The 23,836-nt window shown below is 59.6% G+C and carries 25 protein-coding genes; 6 read left to right on the forward strand and 19 right to left on the reverse strand.

The window, feature by feature from the left end; all coding sequences use genetic code 11:
* The first annotated feature begins 40 nt into the window (after positions 1-40).
* The 5 genes from minC to PSEST_RS14355 all read left to right on the forward strand — a co-directional run bounded on the left by minC (position 41) and on the right by PSEST_RS14355 (position 4,037).
* Positions 41-766: a septum site-determining protein MinC gene (gene minC, locus PSEST_RS14335; protein WP_015277696.1), complete on the forward strand. Its 726-nt coding sequence runs from the start codon at positions 41-43 to the stop codon at positions 764-766.
* A 95-nt stretch (positions 767-861) separates the two neighbouring features.
* The gene (gene minD, locus PSEST_RS14340) at positions 862-1,677 is read left to right on the forward strand and encodes a septum site-determining protein MinD (RefSeq protein ID WP_015277697.1); all 816 of its coding nucleotides are present in this window, start codon (positions 862-864) and stop codon (positions 1,675-1,677) included.
* Positions 1,674-1,931: a cell division topological specificity factor MinE gene (gene minE / locus PSEST_RS14345; protein WP_003301267.1), complete on the forward strand. Its 258-nt coding sequence runs from the start codon at positions 1,674-1,676 to the stop codon at positions 1,929-1,931. Before minD ends, minE begins: the two co-directional genes overlap by 4 nt.
* Before the next feature lie 61 nt (positions 1,932-1,992).
* Positions 1,993-2,628: an RluA family pseudouridine synthase gene (locus PSEST_RS14350; protein ID WP_015277698.1), complete on the forward strand. Its 636-nt coding sequence runs from the start codon at positions 1,993-1,995 to the stop codon at positions 2,626-2,628.
* Between the two features lie 119 nt (positions 2,629-2,747).
* Complete coding sequence (locus tag PSEST_RS14355; protein ID WP_015277699.1) at positions 2,748-4,037, forward strand: M18 family aminopeptidase; 1,290 nt, start codon at positions 2,748-2,750, stop codon at positions 4,035-4,037.
* Positions 4,038-4,106: 69 nt separating this feature from the next.
* Here the strand turns inward: PSEST_RS14355 and PSEST_RS14360 are convergent, their stop codons facing one another.
* Positions 4,107-5,069, reverse strand: a complete 963-nt coding sequence (locus PSEST_RS14360) for an NAD(P)H-quinone oxidoreductase (protein ID WP_015277700.1) — start codon at positions 5,067-5,069, stop codon at positions 4,107-4,109.
* Between the two features lie 173 nt (positions 5,070-5,242).
* Here PSEST_RS14360 and PSEST_RS14365 point away from each other — a divergent pair, with 173 nt between their 5' ends.
* Complete coding sequence (locus PSEST_RS14365) at positions 5,243-7,327, forward strand: carboxy terminal-processing peptidase (protein WP_015277701.1); 2,085 nt, start codon at positions 5,243-5,245, stop codon at positions 7,325-7,327.
* 583 nt (positions 7,328-7,910) lie between these two features.
* On the opposite strand, the gene PSEST_RS14370 is transcribed toward PSEST_RS14365, so the two are convergent.
* From PSEST_RS14370 to PSEST_RS14455, 18 genes are all read right to left on the reverse strand, one after another.
* On the reverse strand, positions 7,911-8,378 hold the full coding sequence (locus PSEST_RS14370; protein ID WP_015277703.1) for a sel1 repeat family protein: 468 nt from the start codon (positions 8,376-8,378) through the stop codon (positions 7,911-7,913).
* Positions 8,378-8,746 (reverse strand): hypothetical protein, encoded by a 369-nt coding sequence (locus PSEST_RS14375; RefSeq protein WP_015277704.1) that lies wholly within the window; start codon positions 8,744-8,746, stop codon positions 8,378-8,380. The genes PSEST_RS14370 and PSEST_RS14375 overlap by 1 nt, the downstream gene beginning before the upstream one ends.
* A complete protein-coding gene (locus tag PSEST_RS14380; RefSeq protein WP_015277705.1) occupies positions 8,743-9,072 on the reverse strand; it encodes a helix-turn-helix domain-containing protein in 330 nt (109 codons plus the stop codon). The genes PSEST_RS14375 and PSEST_RS14380 overlap by 4 nt, the downstream gene beginning before the upstream one ends.
* Positions 9,073-9,229: 157 nt before the next feature.
* Complete coding sequence (locus PSEST_RS14385) at positions 9,230-9,682, reverse strand: YkvA family protein (RefSeq protein ID WP_015277706.1); 453 nt, start codon at positions 9,680-9,682, stop codon at positions 9,230-9,232.
* A 353-nt stretch (positions 9,683-10,035) separates the two neighbouring features.
* Positions 10,036-10,350 carry a ComEA family DNA-binding protein gene (locus PSEST_RS14390; protein ID WP_015277707.1) on the reverse strand — a complete coding sequence of 105 codons (315 nt, stop codon included), beginning with the start codon at positions 10,348-10,350 and terminating at the stop codon, positions 10,036-10,038.
* A 120-nt stretch (positions 10,351-10,470) separates the two neighbouring features.
* Positions 10,471-11,739, reverse strand: a complete 1,269-nt coding sequence (gene flgL, locus PSEST_RS14395) for a flagellar hook-associated protein FlgL (protein WP_015277708.1) — start codon at positions 11,737-11,739, stop codon at positions 10,471-10,473.
* Positions 11,740-11,751: 12 nt separating this feature from the next.
* Positions 11,752-13,767, reverse strand: coding sequence for a flagellar hook-associated protein FlgK (gene flgK / locus PSEST_RS14400; protein ID WP_015277709.1), 2,016 nt, complete (start codon positions 13,765-13,767; stop codon positions 11,752-11,754).
* Positions 13,768-13,770: 3 nt separating this feature from the next.
* Positions 13,771-14,943, reverse strand: a complete 1,173-nt coding sequence (gene flgJ, locus PSEST_RS14405; protein WP_015277710.1) for a flagellar assembly peptidoglycan hydrolase FlgJ — start codon at positions 14,941-14,943, stop codon at positions 13,771-13,773.
* Between the two features lie 10 nt (positions 14,944-14,953).
* Positions 14,954-16,054: a flagellar basal body P-ring protein FlgI gene (locus tag PSEST_RS14410; protein WP_015277711.1), complete on the reverse strand. Its 1,101-nt coding sequence runs from the start codon at positions 16,052-16,054 to the stop codon at positions 14,954-14,956.
* A gap of 14 nt (positions 16,055-16,068) precedes the next feature.
* A complete protein-coding gene (flgH, locus tag PSEST_RS14415) occupies positions 16,069-16,764 on the reverse strand; it encodes a flagellar basal body L-ring protein FlgH (RefSeq protein WP_015277712.1) in 696 nt (231 codons plus the stop codon).
* An 84-nt stretch (positions 16,765-16,848) separates the two neighbouring features.
* The gene (flgG, locus tag PSEST_RS14420; protein WP_015277713.1) at positions 16,849-17,634 is read right to left on the reverse strand and encodes a flagellar basal-body rod protein FlgG; all 786 of its coding nucleotides are present in this window, start codon (positions 17,632-17,634) and stop codon (positions 16,849-16,851) included.
* Between the two features lie 35 nt (positions 17,635-17,669).
* Positions 17,670-18,410, reverse strand: a complete 741-nt coding sequence (flgF, locus tag PSEST_RS14425; protein ID WP_015277714.1) for a flagellar basal-body rod protein FlgF — start codon at positions 18,408-18,410, stop codon at positions 17,670-17,672.
* 195 nt (positions 18,411-18,605) lie between these two features.
* On the reverse strand, positions 18,606-20,192 hold the full coding sequence (locus PSEST_RS14430) for a flagellar hook protein FlgE (RefSeq protein WP_015277715.1): 1,587 nt from the start codon (positions 20,190-20,192) through the stop codon (positions 18,606-18,608).
* A 30-nt stretch (positions 20,193-20,222) separates the two neighbouring features.
* Positions 20,223-20,906, reverse strand: coding sequence for a flagellar hook assembly protein FlgD (flgD, locus tag PSEST_RS14435; protein ID WP_015277716.1), 684 nt, complete (start codon positions 20,904-20,906; stop codon positions 20,223-20,225).
* 19 nt (positions 20,907-20,925) lie between these two features.
* Positions 20,926-21,369 carry a flagellar basal body rod protein FlgC gene (gene flgC / locus PSEST_RS14440; RefSeq protein ID WP_013982229.1) on the reverse strand — a complete coding sequence of 148 codons (444 nt, stop codon included), beginning with the start codon at positions 21,367-21,369 and terminating at the stop codon, positions 20,926-20,928.
* A gap of 11 nt (positions 21,370-21,380) precedes the next feature.
* Complete coding sequence (flgB, locus tag PSEST_RS14445) at positions 21,381-21,785, reverse strand: flagellar basal body rod protein FlgB (RefSeq protein WP_015277717.1); 405 nt, start codon at positions 21,783-21,785, stop codon at positions 21,381-21,383.
* Positions 21,786-21,980: 195 nt separating this feature from the next.
* Positions 21,981-22,850 (reverse strand): protein-glutamate O-methyltransferase CheR, encoded by an 870-nt coding sequence (cheR, locus tag PSEST_RS14450; RefSeq protein WP_375708256.1) that lies wholly within the window; start codon positions 22,848-22,850, stop codon positions 21,981-21,983.
* Positions 22,840-23,772, reverse strand: a complete 933-nt coding sequence (locus PSEST_RS14455) for a chemotaxis protein CheV (protein ID WP_015277719.1) — start codon at positions 23,770-23,772, stop codon at positions 22,840-22,842. The genes cheR and PSEST_RS14455 overlap by 11 nt, the downstream gene beginning before the upstream one ends.
* Between the last annotated feature and the right edge of the window lie 64 nt (positions 23,773-23,836).

The raw sequence follows: 23,836 nt of genomic DNA on the forward strand, positions 1-23,836 counted from the left end.
CCCGCTATAAGTCCTCGCCATTTACCGCAGCAGACAGACCATGAGCCAAGCCGACCTCACCGATCAGTCCCCAGCCTTCCAGCTCAAGGGCAGCATGCTCGCCATCACCGTGCTGGAACTCGCCAGCAACGATATCGAGCGTCTCGACGAGCAACTTGCGGCCAAGGTCGAGCAGGCGCCGGACTTTTTCAACAACACACCGCTGGTGCTGGCTCTGGACAAGCTGCCGGAATCAGCCCGCGAGATCGATATCGCCGCGCTGGTCAGCCTGTGCCGCAAGCATCGTCTGCGCACCCTGGCGCTGCGCGCCAGCGAACCGGTGCATCTGGAAGCGGCGGCCGCGCTCGATCTGCCCGTACTGCCCCCCTCCGGCGCACGTGAACGCAAGGTCGACCTGGGTTCGAAAATCCCGCCGAAACCTGCCGAGCCGACCTACCGCCCGACCCGCGTCGTCACCACCCCCATTCGCGGCGGCCAGCAGGTCTACGCCCAGGGCGGCGACCTGATCGTTCTCGCTCCGGTCAGCCCCGGTGCGGAACTTCTCGCCGATGGCAACATCCATGTCTACGGTCCGCTTCGCGGTCGCGCTCTGGCAGGTATCAAGGGCGATACCAGCGCGCGGATCTTCTGTCAGCAGCTCGCCGCGGAAATGGTCTCCATCGCCGGCCAGTACAAGGTCGCCGAGGACCTGCGACGCGAACCTCTCTGGGCTGAAGCGGTGCAGATCAGCCTCTCTGGCGACGTGTTGAACATCACCCGCCTTTAACGGATACTGCCGCGAATTTTCAAGGACCAAACGGGCAATCCTGACGCTGAAATCAGCGGAAGGTCCCGATTTTTTAATTTTTAGGGTGAATCACCTTGGCCAAGATCATCGTAGTCACTTCCGGCAAAGGTGGCGTTGGTAAAACCACCACCAGCGCCGCCATCGGCACCGGCCTCGCTCTGCGTGGCCACAAGACCGTCATCGTCGACTTCGACGTCGGTCTGCGGAATCTCGACTTGATCATGGGCTGCGAGCGTCGGGTGGTTTATGACTTCGTCAACGTCATCAATGGCGATGCGTCCCTGACCCAGGCTCTGATCAAGGACAAGCGTCTGGAGAACCTGTTCGTGCTGGCGGCCAGCCAGACGCGTGACAAAGATGCCCTGACTCAGGAAGGCGTCGGCAAGGTCATCGACGAGCTGAGCAAGAATTTCGAATACGTTATCTGCGACTCGCCGGCTGGTATCGAGAAGGGCGCGCACCTGGCCATGTATTTCGCCGACGAGGCCATCGTCGTAACCAACCCGGAAGTGTCCTCGGTTCGTGACTCCGACCGCATGCTCGGCCTGCTGGCGAGCAAGTCGCGCCGCGCCGAAAGCGGCGAAGAGCCGATCAAGGAACACCTGCTATTGACCCGCTACAACCCCGAGCGCGTTACCAAGGGCGAAATGCTCGGCGTCGAGGACGTCGAGGAAATCCTTTCCATCCGCCTGCTCGGCGTGATCCCCGAATCGCAAGCCGTGCTCAAGGCGTCCAACCAGGGCATTCCGGTGATTCTCGATGACCAAAGCGATGCGGGCCAGGCCTACAGCGACGCCGTCGACCGCCTGCTCGGCAAAGAGGTCGCGCACCGCTTCCTCGACGTCAAGAAGCCAGGCTTCCTGCAACGACTTTTCGGAGGCCGCGAATGAACCTCTTCGACTTCTTCCGTGAACGCAAGAAGAAGGAAACTCCAGCCGCGATCGCCAAAGAGCGCCTGCAGATCATCGTTGCCCATGAGCGCGGCCAGCGCACCGAGCCGGACTATCTGCCGGCGCTGCAGAAAGAGCTGGTCGAAGTGATCCGCAAGTACGTCAACATCGACAGCGATCAGGTCCAGGTAGCACTCGAGGATCAGGGCAGCTGCTCGATCCTGGAACTCAATATCACCCTGCCGGATCGCTGAGCGACACCGGTGCATAGAAACGGCGGCCCACGGGTCGCCGTCTTCGTTTGTGGAAAAGCGAATGCCTCTTAGCGCTATCGAGATCGTCCACCAGGACGCGGCCCTCCTGGTCATCAACAAGCCAACCCTGCTGCTGTCCGTACCCGGCCGCGCCGAAGACAATCGAGACTGCCTGGTGACCCGCCTGCAGGAAAACGGCTATCCCGAGGCCCGCATCGTGCATCGACTGGACTGGGAAACCTCCGGGCTTATCGTGCTCGCCCGTGACGCCGATACCCACCGTGAACTGTCCCGCCAGTTTCACGACCGCGAAACGGAAAAGGCCTACACCGCACTGTGCTGGGGTGAGCCCGAGCAGGACAGCGGCAGCATCGACCTGCCACTACGCTACGACCCGCCGACCAAGCCGCGTCACGTGGTCGATCACGAACTAGGCAAGCATGCGCTGACCTTCTGGCGCGTGCTCGAACGCTGTGGCGACTACAGCCGCGTCGAGCTGACACCCATCACCGGCCGCTCCCACCAGCTGCGGGTGCACATGCTGTCGATCGGTCATCCGCTGCTCGGTGATCGCCTGTATGCCCACGAGCAGGCCCTGCAGGCCCATGAACGCCTGTGTCTGCATGCGAGCATGTTGACGCTGACCCATCCGCAAACCGGCGAGCGCCTGCGCTTCGAGTGCCCGGCCCCGTTCTAGTAGTGGCAACATCTGCCCGCCTGCCACCCGCTCACCCAAACCGCGAGGCAGGTGCCGGCGCGCTTATTCGCCAGAGTCGAATGCTATAGACTTCGTGACCTGGCAGTCCGGAGTCCGAAATGCGCAAAGCTCTCAATCAAGGCCTGATCGAATATCTGCAGGCGTCCCCCACCCCCTTCCATGCCACCGAGAACCTCGCCCAGGCGTTGCAGGCCGCCGGCTACCGTGCGCTGGACGAACGCGAGGTCTGGCATACCGAGGCCGGCGGGCGCTACTACGTCACTCGTAACGACTCGGCCATCATTGCCTTCCAACTGGGCAGCAAGCCGCTCGTCGAGCACGGCCTGCGCTTGGTCGGCGCGCATACCGACAGCCCTTGTCTACGAGTCAAACCGCAACCGGAGCTGCAGCGTCAGGGCTTCTGGCAACTCGGTGTGGAGGTGTATGGCGGTGCCCTGCTCGCACCCTGGTTCGACCGCGACCTGTCGCTGGCCGGGCGCGTTACCTACAGCCGAGACGGCCGTATCGAAAGCCAGCTCATCAACTTCAAGCTGCCCATCGCGACAATACCGAACCTGGCGATCCACCTGAACCGGGAAGCCAATCAGGGCTGGGCCATCAACGCCCAGAACGAGCTACCACCGATCCTTGCGCAGATTGCCAGCCAGGAAAGTCCGGACTTTCGCGCATTGCTGGCCGATCAGCTCGGCCGCGAACACGGCCTGGTCGCCGACGTGGTCCTGGACTTCGAACTGAGCTTCTACGACACCCAGGCTGCAGCCATTATCGGCCTGCATGGTGACTTCATCGCCGGTGCCCGCCTGGATAACCTGCTCTCCTGCTTCGCCGGGTTACAGGCGTTGCTGAACACCGAGCCCGAACACAGCTGCGTGTTGGTCTGTACCGACCACGAAGAGGTGGGTTCCACCTCGCTCTGCGGCGCGGACGGCCCGTTCCTCGAACAGGTGCTACGCCGCCTGCTGCCGGATGAAGATGACTTCCAGCGCACTATCAGCCATTCCCTGCTGATCTCGGCCGACAATGCCCACGCGGTGCACCCCAACTACGCCGACAAGCACGATGGCAACCACGGGCCGAAGCTCAATGCCGGCCCGGTGATCAAGGTCAACAACAATCAGCGCTACGCCACCAACAGCGAAACCGCGGGCTACTTCCGCCATCTCTGTCTGGAAAACGAGGTGCCGGTGCAGAGTTTTGTCACTCGTAGCGATATGGGCTGCGGCTCGACCATCGGCCCGATCACGGCAAGCCAGTTGGGTGTGCGCACAGTCGATATCGGCCTGCCGACCTTTGCCATGCATTCGATCCGAGAGCTAGCCGGAAGCCAGGATCTGGCGCATCTGGTCAAGGTACTGACCGCCTTCTATAACAGCAGTCAGCTGCCCTGAACGGATCTCGCGATGAGCAGGCCAGGCTGCTCATCGCGATGCGTTGCTCCGTTTGACGATCTGTACGCGTCAGGAAATGGTGCTATCGATCACCAGCGCCACTTTGCCGGAAACGGTGTTGCTGGCGAGTGCAGCAAATGCCGCCTCTACGTCTGCGATGGCGAAGGTTTGCTCCAGACGCGGCGAAAGCTTGCCCTGGGCAAACAGCGGCCAGACCTTCTCCTCCATTTCTGCCAGCAGCCCTGCTTTGTAGTCGGCGTCACGGCTGCGCAAGGTCGAGCCAATCAACTGGATGCGCTTGGCCAGCAGTCCGCCCAGATCCATCTCGGCCTTACGGCCGCCCATCAGACCAATCATCACCCAGCGTCCGTCCATTGCCAGCAGCTGCGTGTTAAGCGCCGCGTACTTGGCACCAACGGGATCGAGGATCATGTCGAACGGAGCGAAATCTCGCAGCGCCTCTAGCGAGTCTCCACGCAGCACGCCCCCCTGAGCGCCCAACGCTTCGCAGTAGGCCAAGCGCTCTGCGGAACCAACACTGACCCAACAGGGATTGCCAAACGCCTTGCACAGCTGGATCGCCGCCGAACCGACGCCACTCGCTCCGGCATGCAACAGCACCTTGTCACCGGCCAGCAGCGCGCCAAGCCGATAGAGATTCAGCCAGGCCGTGGCGTAAACCTCGGGGATCACCGCCGCTTCCTGCAGCGTCATGCCCTCGGGAACCGGCAGTGCGTGGCGCGCATCGACCACCACTTCTTCAGCCATGCCGCCGCCAGCCAGCAATGTGCAGACGCGATCACCCACCTTCCAGCGGCTGCGACCGTTTACTTCAGCAATCACACCGGCGCACTCCAGGCCCAGGATGTCGGTAACACCGGCTGGCGGCGGATAATGCCCGGCGCGTTGCAGCAGGTCCGCGCGGTTAAGCCCAGCGGCCGCGACACGGATACGGACTTCGCCTTCGCCGCACGCCGGAGCCGGTCGTTCGGCCCACTCCAGATGCCCCTCGATACCTTGCAATGCCTTCATGCTGCCTCCATAGTGGTTCTATCTCTGCCCACCCAACTGATCGCTCGCTGGCCTTCTTTGACCATTCTTACCATCGGGCTTGTGCTTTCCACCGCCGGACGGAAAACCGAACCGGCGCCTACTTTAGATGGCCTAATATGCGTTATTCCTTAGCCTTGCGTCGCCCCCAAGCCATGAAACGTACGCTGACCTGCACCGTTCTTGCCGTCCTTTTCGGACTCCACGCCTCCCTGGCGATGGCCAAAGCCGTCAGCACGCCGGAGAGCTGGGATTACCTGCAACCCGATCGGGACCAGGTGATTGCCAGCCTGAACGTCGTCGAACTGCTCAAGCGTCATCATTACAACAAGCCGCCGCTGAACGACGCGCGCTCCGCGAAGATCTTCGACAGCTATATCCAGATGCTCGACCCTTCGCGCAGCTACTTCCTGGCATCCGACCTCGAAGAGTTCGGCAAGTGGCGTAACCAGTTCGATGATTTTCTTAAAGGCGGAAATCTCGAGCCCGGTTTTGCCATCTACAAGCGTCACCTGGAGCGCTTGCAGAATCGCCTCAACTACGCGCTTGGCCTGCTCGACAAAGGCGTCGGTAGCTTTGATTTCACCAAAGATGAAGAGCTGCTGATCGATCGCGAGAAAGCCGCATGGGCCAAGAACATGGCCGAGCTCGACGACCTGTGGCGCAAGCGAGTCAAGGACGAGGTGCTGCGCCTGAAACTCGCCGGCAAAGAGCCCAAGGCAATCGAGGAACTGCTGACCAAGCGTTACAAGAACCAGCTGGCGCGCCTCAACCAAACGCGCGGCGAGGACGTGTTCCAGACCTACATCAACGCGTTCGCCCAGTCCTACGATCCGCATACTCAGTATCTGTCTCCGGACAACGCCGAAAACTTCGACATCAACATGAGTCTCTCGCTGGAAGGCATCGGTGCGGTGCTGCAGAGCGACAACGAGCACGTGAAGATCGTGCGTCTGGTCCCCGCCGGCCCGGCTGAGAAGAGCAAGCAGCTGGCGCCAGCGGACAAGATCGTCGGCGTCGGCCAGGCCAACGACGAAATGGTCGATGTGATCGGCTGGCGCCTGGATGAGGTGGTCAAGCTCATCCGCGGCCCGAAAGGCTCCGTCGTCCGCCTGGAAGTCATCCCGGCGAGCAACGCACCGAATGACCAGAGCAGCAAGGTGGTCGCGATTACTCGCGAAGCAGTCAAACTCGAGGAGCAGGCGGCGAAGAAGTCAGTGCTGAACCTTGAGCACCAGGGCCAGAGCTTCAAGCTTGGCGTTATCGAGATCCCGGCGTTCTATCTTGACTTCAAAGCCCTGCGCGCCGGCGACCAGAACTACAAGAGCACTACTCGCGATGTGAAGAAGCTGCTCTCCGAGCTGGAAGCGGAAAAGGTCGATGGCGTCGTCATCGACCTGCGCAACAACGGAGGCGGCTCACTGCAGGAAGCCACCGAGCTCACCGGCTTGTTCATCGACCAGGGTCCAACCGTACTGGTGCGCAACAGTGATGGCCGTGTGGATGTACTCGCCGACGAACAGACCGGCGCCTATTACAAGGGGCCACTGGCCGTTCTGGTCAATCGCCTCTCGGCATCCGCGTCAGAGATCTTCGCAGGCGCCATGCAGGACTATCACCGTGCGCTGATTCTCGGTGGCCAGACCTTCGGCAAAGGCACCGTGCAGACCATCCAGCCGCTCAACCATGGCGAGTTGAAACTCACATTGGCCAAGTTCTACCGTGTATCGGGTCAGAGCACCCAGCATCAGGGCGTGATTCCAGACATCACCTACCCCGCTGATGTCGACACCAAGGAAATCGGCGAAAGCGCACTTCCCGAGGCCTTGCCGTGGGACAGCATCCGCGCGGCAATCAACCCGGACATGAACCCGTTCAAGCCGTTCCTTGCCGAGCTCAAGGCACGCCATGAGGCGCGCACTGGCGAGAACCCGGATTTCGTCTTCACCCGCGATCGCTTGGCGCTTGCTCAAGAGCTGATGCATGACACCACTGTCAGCCTCAATGAAGATAAACGTCGCGCTCAGCAGGCGGATATCGAGAAGCGCCAGCTGGCGTTGGAGAACGCGCTGCGCCTGGCCAAAGGCGAGCAGCCGTTGGCCAAACTAGAGAAGGAAGACGAAACCACGCCACATAAGGAAACGGACAAACCCAAGCCCGAAGACGATGCGTACCTTTCCGAAAGCGGACGCATCCTTCTGGACTACCTTGGCCTCAGCTCGGCAATGGCCAAGCACTGAGAGCAAACAGCGCGTCCAGCTATCAAAGCGGCATCGCTGCATCGCGTAAAAATCAAGGGCCACATTCGTGGCCCTTTTTCTTTCACGGCAGAGTTTCTATAACAAGTCACCAAGCCGTTGAGCATGCTGATAGTTGTCCTTGCTCACAGCACCATCAACCACGCTGCTCCAGGCTCATCCTCGTGCTTAGAAGCGGTACTCGGTTAAGAAGCCGTCGAGCAAGTGCCCTTGAGTGACCTCTACGGCAACGAAAAGCCGATAAGGTAACGTTGAGTCCCACTCGGTGCCTGAAGACCTCCTGCTGGCACTGGCTCCCGACTGGGACGGTGCATAGCGCAGTTGCAGCATGGTCTTCTGCTCCGCAACGAGGCGTCTTACCGATAAACCTTGAGGACGAGGGCTTGATCTTCGTAAACGAAGATGGAGGGGCAGCAATGCGGCTTGTTGTCACCGGTGTCAGCGCACGCTCGGCATATAGACCACTTGGACGTGCAGGCCTGCTGCACTGGGCTTCAGCGGCCAAGCATCACGCGAAAAGGCAAGCAGCCCCCGAACTTTCATCTGTTTGATGCAGGCGAACCGCTCACAGCCCCAGCTGCGCTGCCTTTGCCTTGTAACGGTCTGCCTTCTGGGAATCAGCGGCCAGGCCGTGACCTCCGGCGCGATACAATTGCTCCAGCCGAACGGCCGCCAGGGGATGCCCCGCTTCAGCCGCTTGGGACCACCAGCGAGCCGCCTCGCTGCCGTCCGGCCCATGTGACGCATCTTCACTCAGGCTGACGACCCCCATCTGGTAGGCAGCCTTCACATCGCCCGCCTTGGCCGCAAGGCGCAACAAGCGAACGCCCTCCTGCTTGGCACCATGACCTCGGCCGCGAAAATACAGAATATGACCGTAGAAGCTTTGCGCACCGACGTCTCCCAGAGCCGCCATACGCGCAAACTGACCTTCCATCCAGCTCCAGAGTTTCGGTTGCTGAACGGCATAACGGGAAGTCATCAACTTGCGGGCAGTTAAATAACCGAGCCTCGCACGCAGTTTCCACAGCATCAGTCTTCCTCCGGATATTCGAACTCGAACACCCGCGCCACTTCACCTGCATGCCAAGACGCAGCAGCAGTACCGTCCGCCGCTCCGGAGAAGCGCCCCAGGCGCGCAGCGCACTCGAAAAAGCCCGGCCGCGGTAGGCGACTAGCACCCTGACTGATGACCAGCGCGCTACGCAGCGGGCGACCATTACGGGCATCCAGTGCTGCTAAATGCTCCAGCGCTGCGGTAAGTGTCTGCATCGCGGGGGTTGGCAGCTGAAGGCGCTCGACCAGCGCCCGATAGGTCACCAGATGCCTCTGCCGACGTGCGGCATCAAGCTCTCCGAGCAAGGCCTGCCAGTGCTGGCGGCTGATGGATACTGACGTCAAGCGTCCCCCTCCCAACCGGTGATTTCCAATGCACGGGCCAGCGCACGGCGAATCGCGGCATCGGGCTCGCGCTCACCCGCCTCGATTAACGCCAGGTAAGCCGGACTGATGCCTACCGCACGCGCCAGAGCTTCCACGGTGAGACCCTTGGCGTCGCGCAGAAATGGTAACTGGCTAAGCGGAGGACGCGGCTGTGCATCCGGGGAAGCAGGAGCTGCTACAGCGGGTGGTCGCGCTCCGACAGCGTTGAGGAGTGCCTGGTACTCGTCCCATGGCAGAACGGCGTATTCCGGCGAGCCGTCACGCATGATGACCTGTACATTCATCCGTATTTTCCCTAGGCGTCTTCGATAAGAGGCGGAATCTTAACAGCCCGCGCCGCTCCTTGAAGCTACCAAGCTGCCGCACGCATAGCGAATCGGGAATGGTGCCGCAAAATGTCCGACGAGTGTCGACCAACGGCTGGACGATGATGTGCTCTGCCTAGACTTGCGGCGAGTCATCACCTTGAGGCTCGTCCAGCGCGGGCAATCTTAGCAGCCCTGCCTGGCGTTCGGCTGACTGCGCCTGCTTCCAGGCTTTGAACGCTTCCATCTCTCCAGACCATTTGCGCATTACCCAGCCCAATACGGCCAGATCATCAACAAATCCGAGACCAGGCAACCAGTCGGGGATGGCATCGATGGGCGACAGGAAATACAGCAGGCCAGCCACTACCGCTATCAACGCGTTCGGATTGATCGCCCTGTACTCACCACGCCACCATGCCACACAAAGCGCTTGTAGCAACGCCAGATCCTCGCGAAGCCCCTTTAGCAATCCCCGCTTCGACGATGACTTGCGTGCCACTGCGAGCAACAGCGCGGGGATTTTTCCGCGCTTGATAAGGCGCTGCGCCAGCGGTAAATATCTCAGCAAATTCCACGGAGCTTTCATCGACCCCCCTTCCAGCCTGCGCCATCCGTGACCTTGAGAATGTTATCCACCGAACCTGTGGATAACCTTGTGAACAGATTATGGATGACCGCCGCAAAAGCCCTGCCTACGGGGCCGCCCGACAGATCGGCGCTTTTTTATCCAACCGGTTAAGACCTTTTAAATCAGTCACTTACGAAAACACGAAAACGGACGCTAAGCGTCAGGGCAGGACATCTGCTTTTCTATTCCGAATGTGCATAACCGAAGATTGTCAATGGCTTCACAAGCACTTTGACTGGTGGCTGCACAGGGCGTTCGGTCTAGGAATGGACAAGAGGCCGGTCGTTGCGACCGGCCTCTGCGCTGCGCTCTTACTGCACGCTGAGCTGGCTGCGGATCTTTTGCAGGGTGGCCGAGCCGATCCCTTTTACTTCAAGCAATTCGTCTACCGAACTGAAGGGGCCATGCTCTTCACGGTAATCGACGATCGCTTTGGCTTTGGTAGCACCGATACCTTTGAGCTCACGGGTAAGTGTGGCGGCATCAGCAGTATTGAGGTTCACCGACGCCTGAGTGACGGCGGCAACCGGTGCAGGTGCGGGCTGAGATTGAGTGGCGGCATGAGCGCCGAAGGAAAAACTGGTAAGCACGGCGAACGCCGCAGCGGCAAGAAAAGCCTTGTTCATGAAGATGTCCTTATCCGAGAAATGTTCTATGCGGGACTTCCTGCTCCGCGTTAGCCAATCTAGCCGCCTGCTTGCTGATGTCAAAACGAGGCTGCATTTTTGCCAACCTCGTCAAACTCCTCAGCGCATGGCGTTGAACAGGTTCAGACCACTGATTTTGACGTAGCTCTGCTGCGCCGCCTCGAGAATGATGGTCTGGAATGACAATCTGGAAAGGGCTTCGGCGTAATCGAGTTCGCGCAACTCGGCCTGGACAGCCTTGTTCACCAATGTCACATCCTCGTTATCGGTCTGTGTAGTCTCGATTACGTTGAGCCGCGCGCCGATGTTACCGCGCGCCGCGTCGACGCTAATCATGCCGTGATCGAGGTTGGTAAGCGCTACTGCTACAGCGTCGCGTACACCGGCATTGCCAGAGGATGGATCCTCCAATGCCTTACGCAGGTTGGAAATCGTCTCTAGGATGCCCTGCTTCTGCACAGCGGGGTCCAGCTGAACCTCCACCGTCTCACCGCCGACGGGAATGCCATCGAACTGGACGACCACGCCGCGGAAAACCAGCTTTTCGGTTGTTTTCTCCTGCTGATCAACCACCCCTGAAGCGAGAACAAGGTTAGGGTCGATTGGCGGATTGGCAAAGTCAGGCGCAGCTGCCAGATCGTAGACTACGTACTCAGTATCGGACGTAAACCGTACACCAACCCCAGCAGCAGGAAATGGCGGATTGCCGCTAATGGCAACCTCATCCTGCACCAATGGCGTCGAAACGCGAAGAGTCGACCCCGGTTGTCCAGTGATATCCAGGCTGCTCAAGTAACGTCCAGCATTTGTCACATTTTCGAATATCGACTTACCGCTATCGCTGATGGCTATATTCAACGAGCTGGCAATTTGCAGCTTCCGCTGCCCCTCATCGCCTTGGTAGCTATAGCTGCCGGCACCATCGCGCACGAATGGCTGCGTCTTGCCTTGAAAACCCGAAAATAGATATTCGCCACGGGCGTTACGGGTGTTCATCAGTGACAGCAATTCGTCCTCGCGCTCAGTAAGCTCCGCGGCGATCGACTTGCGATCGTCAGCGCTCAAGCCTCCATTACCCGCCTGCACCGCCAACTCGCGCACTCGCTGCAAAACCGTATTCACCGAATTGAGGGTGACTTCCTCCTGCGTAAGGCTGTTCTTCGCAGCGGTCAGATTGGAGTTGTATTGGCTCAACACGTTCTGTTGCTGCTCTAGCTGCAGAAGGCGCACCGAAGCGACCGGATCGTCTGCCGGCGTAAGAATGCGGTTGCCCGTACTGATCTGCTCTTGCGTACGGGTCGCGTTGGCATAGTTACGCTGCAACCCGGCGACGCCGTTATTGAACGCTTGCACGGTAGAAATGCGCATAGGTCGGGCCTGTTACCTGAAGGAGCTGATCAATGTATCGAACAAGGAGCGGGCAACTTGAATGATCTGGGCCGAAGCGTTGTAGTACTGCTCGAACTTGATCAGGTTTGCCGCTTCCTCATCCAGGTTTACAGCCGATAGCGAATCGCGGTTATCAGTGGCCTGCTTGAGAATTGCGCCAGTCGCTTCGCTGTCCATCCGTGCCTGGGCGGTCAAGGTTCCGACACGCTCGACCAGTTCGCCATAGCCGTCGGTGAAGCTGAAACCGGAACCAGCGACGCCAGGGGTCACGCCTACGGTCTGCTTGGTCTGCAGATCCACTAGCTTCAGGGCATTGCGGTTGTCGGAGACGCCACTCTGGTTGAAGTTGAACGAGAACGTATCGCCCGTCTCGGGCCGGCCGCTTACGGTGAACTCGAAACTGTATTGCTGCACATTGGGCGCCGTGCCCGTGGTAAGAGTCAGGTTCAGCGTATTGGTCTGTCCGGCGGTAATGCTCGAAGGCGACAGCGTGAGCCCCGCTGGCGCAGGTGCCGGGAGCGTCAGCCCGTTGCCGTCATAACTCAGCGTCAACCCTTCGAACGCCGCCGATAACGCAGCCGCATTGATGGGCGATGGAGCAGATAGCAGATTCGGCTGGCCGATCACCCCTGTCCCGCTGTTCTGCAAGGTGCTCTGGGCCCGCACCGGCGCTGCAAACGCCAGCTGATCGGCTTGATCCAGCGTCGCCTTGATATCAGAAGCGCCACGCCGGGTCGGCTGCAGGCTGAACTTGTCACCAGGTGCCGGCGGCGGATTGCCCAGTACGATCTGAAAGCCCTGGTCGCGGCCATTCTTGTCAGTGATCGACAGCGTACCGGCCGGATTCTCCGTAGCCGTCATCAGCTGGTTATCGCTCAGCCGCCTTATCTTGAAGCTGCTACCGTCATACTCCATCAGGTAGTCGCTGGTGCTGAGCTGACTGGTGTTGGTGATGTTCAGTACCGGCTGTGCACTGCTATTGCCAGCAAACGCATTGACACGCAACTTCGCCAGCGCCGGGTCGTTGTAGTCACCAAACAGCGCCGAACCGACCTGCCCCTTGAGATCCAGCCCCTGCCCCAGCTGCGTGTTGACCTGGTCGCTCACTGCAAGCGCCAGGCGGCCCAGGGAGTTCATGGTGGAGTCCAGCACTTCCTCGCGATAACGAATCAACCCGCCCAGCTCGCCGCCGGTGATCTGCGACGTGATCCCCTGCCGCGAGCCACCGCTGATGAACTGCACTTCATGCCGATTGGGGTCGCCCTGCCCTGGCACGACTTCGAGGCGCGCCACCGTGCTGCCGACAACCAGCGGCTGGCCGCTACCGATAAAGATATTGAAGCTGCTGTCATCTTGCGGAACTACAGTCACGCCGATGTAGCCCGACAACTGGCGCACCGCCTCATCGCGAGCGTCGAGCAGATCGTTCGGCTGCTTACCATTGGCCGCAGCGATGGCGATCGCCTCGTTCAGGCTGCCGATGCTGCCTGCCAGCCGGTTTACCTGATCGGTGACGGCAGACATCTGCTTGTTGGTGAAGTTGTTCTGCTCGGAGAGCCGGTCATAGACAGTATTGAAGCGCCGCGCCAGCCCCTCCGCCTCAGCCAGAACCAACTGGCGTGCCGGGATATTGGCCGGATCCTCGGCGGCAGTCTGCAGGGCTGAGAAGAACTTCTGCAACGAGGGCGTGATGCCGGTTGTAGTGCCGGCTAGCAACGAATCGAGCTGATTGATCTGGCTCTTGTAGGCCTCCACATCCGCGCTCAGCGAAGTACTACTACGCAGCTGGCTGGTGAGGAACTCGCTGTAGCTGCGGCGAACTTCCACCAGCGTGGTGCCCGAGCCGATATAGCCGGCACCGCTGAACTGTGGCGAGCGAGTAGCCTGGGTCGCATCCTGGCGGCTATAGCCAGGCGTATTGACGTTGGTGATGTTGTGGCCGGTGATCGACAGTTGGGTCTTGCTGGCAGCCAGGCCGGAAAGGCCAATGCTCAATAGGTCAGCCATGGTTTAGCCTCTGGTCCGCATCGCGGGCACCGAATTCGCGTCGGCAACGGTCTGATAAGTCTGCATCTTGCGCGCGATCTGGCTGATCTTGCGGGCGTATTGCGGATCGGTGGCATAGCCGGCTTTCTGTAGTTCCTTGACGAAACGCTCCGAGTCGCCGGTGTTGCTCGCTACCTGGATAGCGGTCCGGTAGCGGTCGTTGTTCTCCAGCAGACTGACGAAGTCGTCGAAGCTCTGCTCGAATGAATCGTAGGCGCGAAAGCCCGCCTTCTCGCGGGTGGCCTTGCCATTGACGTATTCGGTCGTCGTGACGGTGGCGGATGCACCTTTCCAGCCGGTCGCCTTGATACCGAACAGGTTGTGGCTGTTGCTGCCGTCCTTCTGGCGAATCATGGATTTGCCCCAGCCGGTTTCCAGCGCCGCTTGTGCAACCAGGAAACGTGGCTCGATCCCAAGGCGTTCGGCTGCCTTCTCCGCCATTGGCAGCATGGTGGCGATGAACTCCTGCGAGGAGCTGAAACGCGTCTTGCTGGGCGCGTTCGGAGCACCTTTCTCCACGCCGTTTATGGTCAGCGGCTTGTCCGCGGGCGGCACAAACGCGGTGGCCGGCTTCCAGTCGACGTTGACCAATGGCTGCACGGCATCGCCCGCTGGAGGAACGGCTGTGGCTGATACGTTGGCAACCTGTCGTTCGCTCAGCTTCCCAGGCAAGGCGAGCCTGCGCTGATTCAACAGCCTTGAATCATCTCGAGCAGATTCGACGCCAGCTGCCGGTTTGCTCGGCCAGGCCGCGCCCTCGGTCTGCGCAACCTGGGCGAATGGATTGTTGCGCGTAACCGTTTCGGTCTGCTTGCTGAGTTGGCGGACCAGCACATCCGCCAGGCCGATGCCGCCACCTTCCTTGGACAGACTCACCGATAGCTGCTGATCGTACATGTCCTGATACTGCTTGCTGGCCTGGCTATTCAGAGGATTGTCCTTGGCCAGCACCTCGGTAGCCGCACGCATCGACTTGAGCATCTCGTTGAGGAACAACGACTCGAATTCCTGCGCAACTTTGCGCACGTTCTCCTCGCCATCGCGGTCCTTGCCGACCTTGAGCTGGCTGAGACGATTGAGGTCGGTGTAGCTGCCGCTATCGAGACCGCGTGCTCCGCTACCGAGACGATTTTCCATATCGCTACCCTTAGATCACGATCAGGTCGGCTTGCAGCGCGCCGGCCTGCTTCAACGCTTCGAGAATGGCCATCAGGTCGCTGGGCGCAGCGCCCACCTGATTCACCGCTCGGACGATTTCATCCAGCGTGGTACCCGGGCCGAACTTGAACATCGGCTTGGCTTCCTGCTCTGCTTTGACCTTCGAGTTGGGCACCACCACTGTCTGCCCATCCGAGAAGGGCTCCGGCTGGCTGACCTGCGGCTCCTCGGTGATGGTCACGGTCAGACTGCCATGGGTGACGGCGGCAGGCTGAACCCGCACGTTCTGGCCTATCACGATGGTGCCGGTACGCGAGTTGATGATGACCTTGGCCACGGCCTGGCCGACTTCGACTTCGAGATTTTCCAGGATCGACAGGTAATCAACGCGCTGGCTCGGATCGAGCGGCGCGGTCACACTGATCGACCCACCGTCCAACGCCTGCGCCACGCCAGGGCCGAGCAGGTCATTGATCTGGTCGACGATATTCTTGGCGGTAGTGAAGTCCGGACGATTGAGGTTGAGAGTCAGCGTATTGCCCTGATTGAAACCACTCGGGACCGGCCGTTCCACAGTCGCGCCACCGGGAATGCGGCCCGCCGACGGAGAATTGACGGTAATCCGCGAGCCATCCGCGCCACCGGCGTCGAAGCCCCCCACCACCAGATTGCCTTGAGCGATCGCGTAGACATTGCCGTCGATACCCTTCAATGGGGCCATCAACAAGCTACCGCCGCGCAGGCTCTTGGCGTTACCGATGGACGAGACGGTGATGTCGATGGTCTGACCAGGCTTGGCGAAAGGCGGCAATTCGGCATGGATCGAAACCGCGGCGACGTTCTTCAGCTGGATATTGCCGCCGGCCGGCACCTTGATCCCGAACTGGGCCAGCATGTTGTTGAAGGTCTGCACGGTGAACGGCGTCTGAGTGGTCTGGTCACCGCTACCGTTCAAGCCGACAACCAGGCCGTAACCGATCAGCTGGTTGCTCCGTACACCATGGATGGTCGCGACGTCCTTCAGACGCTCGGCCTGAGCGCCAGCGCAGAGCGTGAGCAAGCCCGCGAGCAGAAGCAGTTTTTTCCACATGACATCAGCTCCGGTCAGAAGGGCCACATCGGGCTCATGAAGAATCGGTCGAGCCAGCCCGGCTGGCTTGCATCGGCAAATGCGCCGGTGCCCGAATAGGTGATACGTGCATCGGCAATGCGTGTTGACGGAACGGTGTTGTCGGTGGAGATATCGTCCGCGCGCACCAGGCCCGCAATGCGCACCAGTTCGTCGCCGGTATTGAGCGTCATCCACTTCTCACCGCGCACGGCGAGGATGCCATTAGGCAGCACTTCGGAAATGGTGACAGTGATGGAGCCGGACAGGCTGTTGCTCTGCCCTGCCTGGCCAGAGCCGGAAGTGTCGCGCGACGCCTCGTACTCGGCCCCCAGATTCATCGAATTGCCCGTCAGCGGGTTGGCCATGGACACCGCCCCGCCGAACAGCGAGCCGAGACCGATGTTCGCGCTGCTGTCCTTCGAAAGCTTGGAGGTCGCGTTCTTACTGGCCTGGGTTCGCTCGTTGAGGGTAATGGTGATGATGTCGCCAACCCGATGAGCCTTGCGGTCGTCATAGAGGTTGGTCTCGAACCCAGCCTGATAGATTGCGCCGTTGTTCTGCGCCGCCGGCAACGGCGTGCGTGGCAGCACCGGAGCGTAGTACGGGTCGTTCGGTTTCGGCGCAGGGGCAACACATCCGACCAGCGCCAGGGCAGACGACATCGACACAACAATCAACAAACGGCTCATAAACACCTCAAGCCATGACAGGCCATCGAAACTACAGCGAGCAGCACGAGGCGTGCTTGCCCGTATACAACGGCGACTACGCGATCAGAGTTGCTGCGTGACGAACGACAGCATCTGGTCGGCGGTGGAAATGACCTTGGAATTCATCTCGTAGGCGCGCTGGGTGGTGATCATGTTCACCAGTTCCTCGACGACGCTGACGTTGGAGTTTTCCAGGGTGTTCTGCAGTACCGTACCCAGGCCGTTGAGTCCTGGCGTGCTGACCTGCGGTGCACCACTGGCAGCGGTCTCGAGGAACAGGTTGCTGCCCATGGCCTGAAGGCCTGCCGGGTTGATGAAGTCAGCCGTCTGCAAGTTGCCGATGATCTGCGGCTGCGGGTTACCCACGGTGGTCACCGAAACGGTGCCGTCTTCGCCAACAGTGAACGTCTGGGTTTCCGGCGGAACCACGATGGCCGGCTCCAGTGCGTAACCGTTGGAGGTCACCAGCTGGCCGTCGGAGCTCAGGTGGAAACTACCGTCGCGTGTGTAGGAAACCGTACCGTCCGGCAGTAGCACCTGGAAGAAACCGCGGCCATTGATCGCCATGTCCAGCGGCTGCTCGGTGGTCTGCAGGCTACCGGCGGTAAAGATCTTCTGGGTACCGGTCACGCGCACACCGGTACCCAGCTGCAAGCCGGACGGCAGTTCGCTGTCCTGGCTGGATTGGCCGCCGGGCTGGCGACGGATCTGATACAGCAGATCCTGGAATTCGGCACGGTCACGCTTGAAGCCGGTAGTTGATACGTTGGCCAGGTTGTTGGAAATGGTCGTCAGGTTCATGTCCTGGGCGGACAGACCCGTCTTGCTGACCCAAAGTGCTGGAAGCATGAGCTTTCTCCTCGTGCGCCGCCGGCGCCACGCTATTAGCTGAGTTGCAGTACGCGCGCCATGGCAGCCGCATCATCTTCGGCGGTGCGCATCATCTTTACGTGCAGTTCGAACTGGCGGGACAGCGCCAGGATGGAAGTCATTTCGGATACCGCGTTGACGTTGCTCGCCTCGAGAAACCCCGAAACGACTCGTACGTTTGCGTCCGGCTCGACGGGCTGGCCATCTTTCAGGCGAATCAAGCCATCCGTACCCTTTTCCAGCTGCTTCGGATCGGGATTGACCAACTTGATCCGATCCACCGTGACCACGATGTTCGGGTTTTCGCCCAGCGCCCGGATACTGATGGTGCCGTCATGACCGACGTCGATCTTCTCCTCCGGCGGAATCGCGATCGGGCCACCGTTACCCATCACAGGCATGCCGTCGGCGGTGCGTAACATGCCCAGCACGTCAATATTCAGGCTGCCGGTGCGAACGTAGGCCTCACTGCCGTCTGGTGCCTGCACGGCAATCCAACCTTCCCCTTCAATAGCGATGTCCAGATCGCGACCGGTTTCCTGCAATGTGCCGGAGGTGAAATCGGTGGCGGGACGCTCGGACATGGCATAGACCCGAGCAGGATGGCTATCACCAAAAACCTGCATCGAGCGGGCCTGTTCGAAATCCCGGCGAAAGCCCGTGGTTGATATGTTCGCCAGATTGTTGGCATGGGCCTGCTGTGCCCGCGCATTCTGGCTGGCACCGGTCATGGCCACATAAAGCATCTTGTCCATCGACATCTCCGAGACGCGAGTTTGACACTTGCTGATCTGTTGGAGATGAAAAATGCAAGGCCCGTGCCATAGCCGAACCAACAGGCAACAGATTGATTTATAAGAGTTTTATAAATAAAAAGAAGGCCCGGATGGGCCTTCTTTCAGAGGAGTGGCGGAATACTGCCGCCAGCGGCAATCACACCTGCCGCACTATTACCGCAGATTTATGATGGTCTGGGTAATTGCACTCTCGGTTTCGATGGTCTTGGCGTTAGCCTGATAGTTACGCTGAGCGACGATCAAGTTAACCAGCTGGTCAGACAGTTCGACGTTGGAGTCTTCCAGAGCCCCCGCCTGCAAAGCACCGAGCGTCCCAGAGCCCGGCGTGCCAACAACCGGCTCGCCAGATTCGAACGACTGCACCCACTGGGTCTTGCCCACCGGAGTGAGGCCTTGAACGTTGGCAAAATTGGCCAGAATGATCTGTCCCTGGACCTTGGATTGGCCGTTGGTGTAACGCGCAAAGATCACGCCGGTATCGTCGATTTCCAGGCCCGCCAGCTCACCGGTGGTGTAGCCATCCTGGGCAACGCTGTTCACGGCGAAGGCACTGGCGTACTGCGTTGACTTCGAGAAATCGAGCACGATGCCGCCTGGGTTTGCCAGCGCGCCATTGGCAGACCAGGTCGCCGGGGTGGCGCCGTTGGAGATCGCTGGAATCCAGCCTCCGCTGGGCGGATTGCCCGTAGCGGAATTCAGCGTAACTTTCCGATCAGGCGAAACGCTGAAAAGTCCAGAGCCACCATTATCGATAGCTGTCAGCGCACCGGAAGCATCGAATGTCAGCCCCATGACGTAAGGCTGAGGCGGCTCCTGTGCAGGACTAGCCGGGTTGCGACCATCAATGAGTACTTTCATGTCCCATGTATTGGCACTCGTCTTGACGAAATATTGCGTCATGACGTGGGCATTACCTTGCGAGTCATAGATGTTCAGCGACGTCGAACTGTTGTAGGTCGTGGGGTCGGCAGGGTTAAAGGTTCCGTTGGCGGCAGTCAGAGCTGCTGCCTGATTGGCTGGCAACGCCTTGGCTGCATTTCCCGCAGCCTGCGCATTGGTGATATTTGTTGCATTGACGAGCGCGGCAGCGCGTGCATCTTCAGCCAGCGCTGGGTCACCGCTCACCGCGAACTCAGCGTCATATGCAGCCTGCCCTGCAGTAGTAAGCGAGGTGTTATAGGCCGCGTCATACGCAGGCTGTAATGAAGCGTCATAGGCAGACTGCCAGGTAACTGGAGACTTCTGCGTCGAGTTCAGATTGAATGCCGTATTGATCTGACTGGTCGCCTTCGGCGCCTGATTAGTAGTCTGAATTTGCAGATCACCAATTACACCATTCTGCAGATTGCCGTTTCCGTCCACAGGGAAGCCTTGCAGCTTATAGCCGAAGTTGTCGACCAGGAAACCGCTGCGATCAGTACCAAAATAACCAGCGCGGGTATAACTTACCGCGCCGTTATTGCTGATCTGGAAGAAGCCATTACCATTGATGGCCAGATCCAGCGCGTTCTGTGTGTAGTTGATATTCCCCTGATTGAACTGCTGGGAAATATTCGACATCAACACACCGCTACCCTGAGGGTTCTTGCCCGTACCGAGCACGGACGCCGCGTAGACGTCGGAAAACTCCGCACGCGACTGTTTGAAGCCTACGGTGCCGGCGTTGGCGATGTTGTTGCCGGTGACGTTGAGATCCTTGCTCGCGGCACGCAGGCCGCTAAGACCGATATTGAAGGACATTGAATCGCTCCTTTGCCGAGAGTGCGGCGGTTATTGTCCGATGATCTGGACCTGGGAGAGGCCGATGCTGCCGATACCGGCAAGGTTGAGCATCAGCTCCCCGCCGTTCTGCCCAAGCGTGACGCTGTCGACGTTCGCCGGCAGCAAGGTGTACAAGCCCTTGGTTTCACCCTGATAGGTAGCCTGGGCCTCGAAGCGATAGGTACCCGGCGGCAAGACATTGCCGCTGGAATCCTTGCCGTCCCACATGAACGAGATGTTGCCGGCCTCCTGCTGCCCCATGTTCACACGCCCGACTGCAGCACCGGTGCTGTCGTAGATATTGACGAACACGTTGCTGCTCGAGGTTGGCAGCACAAGGCTGGCCTTGAAGGTTTCGCTGGTATCCACCACCGCCTTGTCAGTCGGCACGATCACCTTGCGGCCAACCAGCGAGGAAGCCTGCAACGCCTGGGACGACTGATACCCGGACAGGATGGTCTGCATGCTCGAGTTCAGCTTTTCAACGCCCTCAACCGTACTGAACTGCGCCAGCTGGCCGATGAACTCGCCATTCTCCTGCGGCTCTAGCGGGTTCTGGTTGTTCAGCTGGGCAACCAGAAGCTCCAGAAACTCGTTCTTGCCAAGATCATTGCCCTTGGCTTCGCGCTTTTCGCCGAACTGGTACTGATCCAGTATCGAGCCGGTTCCACCGACGCCGTTCGTAGTGCTCATAAGTGCGCTCTCGTAACTATCACTGACCCAGCGTCAGCACTTTCTGCAACATGGTCTTGGCCGTATTCATCAGCTCGGCATTGGTCTGAAACGCACGGCTGGCTGAAATCATGTCGGCCATCTCCTCCACCACGTTGACGTTCGGGTAGTAGACGTAACCGGCTTCATCCGCTGCCGGATGGTTGGGCTCGTAACGCGCCTGAAGCTCGCTCTGATCCTCCACCACGCCCAATACCTGGACACCAACCCCGGCCTGGTCCTGCCCGGCGAACAGCGATTGATCGGGCTGGCCGTTGGCCTGCTGAAAGACGGTGGCGAATACCGGATGGCGCGCCCGGTAAGTCTGATCGACGCTTGACGAAACGGTCTCGGCGTTGGCGATGTTGCTGGAAATGGTGTTCAGGCGGGTGCTTTGGGCACTCATGCCGCTGCCGGCAATGTTGAATACGCTGCTAAGGGACATGGGCTACTCCTTCATTCGCCGCGCAGGGCGCTCATCAGCCCCCTGAACTTGCTATTGAGCAGGGTGAAGCTCGCCTGGAAGTCCACGGCGTTCTTCGCATAATTGGATTGTTCGATCTGCAGATCGACGGTGTTCTGATCGAGCGACGGGTGTGCAGGCGTACGAAAGCGCAGGGACGCATCAGCGATTTCCAGCCCTTCGGCTGCAATATGTCTATCGCTGGTCCGCGTGACGCCGAACCCACCCTGGCTGCGCGCCGACTGCGCGGCCAGCACACTGCTGAAATCCAGATCCCGTGCCTTGTAGTTAGGCGTATCGGCATTGGCGATGTTGTTGGCCAGCACCTCGGCGCGCTGCGAGCGAAAGCCAAGCGCCTTTTCGTGGATACCCAATGCCTTGTCGAAACTGATGCTCATGATCTGGCCCTCTGCCGGATACAAGTCTGCTTACGCAAACTGCAGCAAAGCCCATGCCACTACATGCAACATATTGATTTACAAGGGTTAGGCTCGCGACAAGGACCAGCAATGCGTCAAAAGCGGCAAGGCTTTACCGCTTGCCTGCCACAACCGCCACATTGCATGACGGTTTTCTGCCGCCTGGAGCAGCGCTCATTTCGCCTTGTAGATGATACCTGGACTGCATTGGACCATCTGGTACAGCTCGGGAAGTCCATTAAGGGCTTCCGAGGCGCCCAGAAAGAGATATCCGCCTGGGCGCAGCGTGGCGTGAATGCGCTTGAGAATGTCCTTCTTCACGTCCGCGGAGAAATAGATCAGCACATTCCGACAGAACACAATGTCGAATTTGCCCAGCGCGGCATAGCTGTCCAGAAGATTCTGGACCCTGAACTCGACCCGCGAACGGATTGCCGGCTTTACCGCCCAACGCCCCGGTGCCTTAACGTCAAAATAGCGTTGCAGACGGTCGCTGGACAGGCCGCGCGCAATAGCCAGGCTGTCGTACTCAGCGGCTTTGCAGGCAGCGAGCATGGTTCCGGAAAGCTCAGTGGCAACGATTTGCACCCCGGTCTTCGCCTGGCTTGGGTTGCTGCGCTCGTACTCATCGATCGCCATCGATAGCGAATAGGGCTCCTGTCCCGATGAGCAGGCCGCCGACCAGATTCGCAGGCGCTGGCCGGAGCCGGTTTTGAGCATTTCAGGCAGAACTCGACTCTTGAGCACCTCGAACGGGTACGTATCGCGAAACCAGAGCGTTTCGTTGGTCGTCATCGCATCAACGACCAGTTCCCGTAACCCACCACGCGGCTGTGCCTGGATTTTGCGCACCAAGTCGCCGAGCGTCTTGATGCCCTGCTGCTCCATCAGCTTGTTCAGCCGGCTGGACACCAAATACTGCTTGTTGCTGCCCAGCAGGATGCCGCACGTTTTCTCAAGAAATACCCGGAACTGCTCGAAATCCAGATCGACTGACACCAATAAAGCCTCACCATCATGAGAGGAGCTAGCCTCAGTTTGCATCCGCCTGCCTGATCCGCTCGGCCACGCGGGCAGCGAGATCGTCAGGCTGGAACTTGGCGAGGAAATCATCCGCGCCCGCCCGCTTCACCATGTTCTGATTGAACACACCGGAAAGGGAAGTATGCAGGAGTATATGCATACCCTGCATGCGCGGATCGTGTCGCACCTCGGTAGTCAGGGTATAGCCATCCATTTCCGGCATTTCAATATCAGAAATCATCATCAGGAATTCTTCTGCCGGCTTCTTGCCTTCGTCCGCCATCCGCTTCAGATAGTTCAGCGCTTCGCGCCCGTCGTTCAACTTGACGACCTCGATGCCTATATTTTCCAGACAGCGAGTGATCTGCTTACGCGCCACTGATGAGTCATCGACAATCAGCACGCGACAGGAGAGCGCCTTGGCTCGAGTGTCGGCATCGATCACCCCCGAAGAAACCTCCTCCGAGGTGGGAGCCACTTCTGCCAGCACCTTCTCCACGTCGATGATTTCGACCAGCTTGTTGTCGATGTGGGTGACCGCCGTCAGGTAATGATCACGCCCCGCGCCTTTTGGCGGCGGCAGTATCGCCTCCCAGTTGAGGTTGACGATCCGCTCGACTGAACTCACCAGAAAACCAAGTGTTCGGTTGTTGTATTCCGTAATGACTGCAAAGGAGTTCTGCAGGTCCATCAGCGCCGACTTGCCTGTTGCCAGCGAGAGATCGAGGATCGGCAGCGTAGTGCCGCGAATGCTCGCCACCCCGCGCACCACTCGTCCACATTTGGGCATGATGGTCAGACGCGGGCACTGCAAAACTTCGCGCACCTTGAATACGTTGATCCCATAAAGCTGCTCGCCCTCGAGACGAAACAGCAGCAACTCCAGACGGTTCTGCCCCACCAATTGGGTACGCTGGTTCACCGAATCCAGTACACCGGCCATGCCAGTCTTCCTCTCTGCTTGCAGATAATTGGGGCCAGACGAATATTAGACGCGGCACGCCCCT

The organism is Stutzerimonas stutzeri RCH2 (assembly GCF_000327065.1).
Classification (GTDB): Bacteria; Pseudomonadota; Gammaproteobacteria; order Pseudomonadales; family Pseudomonadaceae; genus Stutzerimonas; species Stutzerimonas stutzeri_AE.

Excerpts from the sequence above, each read along its gene's own strand:
- PSEST_RS14360 (WP_015277700.1), bottom strand. The coding sequence starts at position 5,069 with ATGAAGGCATTGCAAGGTATCGAGGGGCATCTGGAGTGGGCCGAACGA.
- PSEST_RS14365 (WP_015277701.1), top strand. The coding sequence starts at position 5,243 with ATGAAACGTACGCTGACCTGCACCGTTCTTGCCGTCCTTTTCGGACTC.
- cheR (WP_375708256.1), bottom strand. The coding sequence starts at position 22,850 with ATGCAAACTGAGGCTAGCTCCTCTCATGATGGTGAGGCTTTATTGGTG.
- flgF (WP_015277714.1), bottom strand. The coding sequence starts at position 18,410 with ATGGACAAGATGCTTTATGTGGCCATGACCGGTGCCAGCCAGAATGCG.
- flgD (WP_015277716.1), bottom strand. The coding sequence starts at position 20,906 with ATGAGCACTACGAACGGCGTCGGTGGAACCGGCTCGATACTGGATCAG.
- PSEST_RS14355 (WP_015277699.1), top strand. The coding sequence starts at position 2,748 with ATGCGCAAAGCTCTCAATCAAGGCCTGATCGAATATCTGCAGGCGTCC.
- flgL (WP_015277708.1), bottom strand. The coding sequence starts at position 11,739 with ATGCGCATTTCTACCGTGCAAGCGTTCAATAACGGCGTCGCCGGGTTG.
- flgJ (WP_015277710.1), bottom strand. The coding sequence starts at position 14,943 with ATGGAAAATCGTCTCGGTAGCGGAGCACGCGGTCTCGATAGCGGCAGC.
- PSEST_RS14380 (WP_015277705.1), bottom strand. The coding sequence starts at position 9,072 with ATGAATGTACAGGTCATCATGCGTGACGGCTCGCCGGAATACGCCGTT.
- flgH (WP_015277712.1), bottom strand. The coding sequence starts at position 16,764 with ATGAGCCGTTTGTTGATTGTTGTGTCGATGTCGTCTGCCCTGGCGCTG.
- PSEST_RS14370 (WP_015277703.1), bottom strand. The coding sequence starts at position 8,378 with ATGCTGTGGAAACTGCGTGCGAGGCTCGGTTATTTAACTGCCCGCAAG.
- PSEST_RS14385 (WP_015277706.1), bottom strand. The coding sequence starts at position 9,682 with ATGAAAGCTCCGTGGAATTTGCTGAGATATTTACCGCTGGCGCAGCGC.
- minE (WP_003301267.1), top strand. The coding sequence starts at position 1,674 with ATGAACCTCTTCGACTTCTTCCGTGAACGCAAGAAGAAGGAAACTCCA.
- PSEST_RS14350 (WP_015277698.1), top strand. The coding sequence starts at position 1,993 with ATGCCTCTTAGCGCTATCGAGATCGTCCACCAGGACGCGGCCCTCCTG.
- PSEST_RS14410 (WP_015277711.1), bottom strand. The coding sequence starts at position 16,054 with ATGTGGAAAAAACTGCTTCTGCTCGCGGGCTTGCTCACGCTCTGCGCT.
- flgG (WP_015277713.1), bottom strand. The coding sequence starts at position 17,634 with ATGCTTCCAGCACTTTGGGTCAGCAAGACGGGTCTGTCCGCCCAGGAC.
- PSEST_RS14455 (WP_015277719.1), bottom strand. The coding sequence starts at position 23,772 with ATGGCCGGTGTACTGGATTCGGTGAACCAGCGTACCCAATTGGTGGGG.
- flgB (WP_015277717.1), bottom strand. The coding sequence starts at position 21,785 with ATGAGCATCAGTTTCGACAAGGCATTGGGTATCCACGAAAAGGCGCTT.
- flgC (WP_013982229.1), bottom strand. The coding sequence starts at position 21,369 with ATGTCCCTTAGCAGCGTATTCAACATTGCCGGCAGCGGCATGAGTGCC.
- flgK (WP_015277709.1), bottom strand. The coding sequence starts at position 13,767 with ATGGCTGACCTATTGAGCATTGGCCTTTCCGGCCTGGCTGCCAGCAAG.
- minC (WP_015277696.1), top strand. The coding sequence starts at position 41 with ATGAGCCAAGCCGACCTCACCGATCAGTCCCCAGCCTTCCAGCTCAAG.
- PSEST_RS14430 (WP_015277715.1), bottom strand. The coding sequence starts at position 20,192 with ATGTCCTTCAATATCGGTCTTAGCGGCCTGCGTGCCGCGAGCAAGGAT.
- PSEST_RS14390 (WP_015277707.1), bottom strand. The coding sequence starts at position 10,350 with ATGAACAAGGCTTTTCTTGCCGCTGCGGCGTTCGCCGTGCTTACCAGT.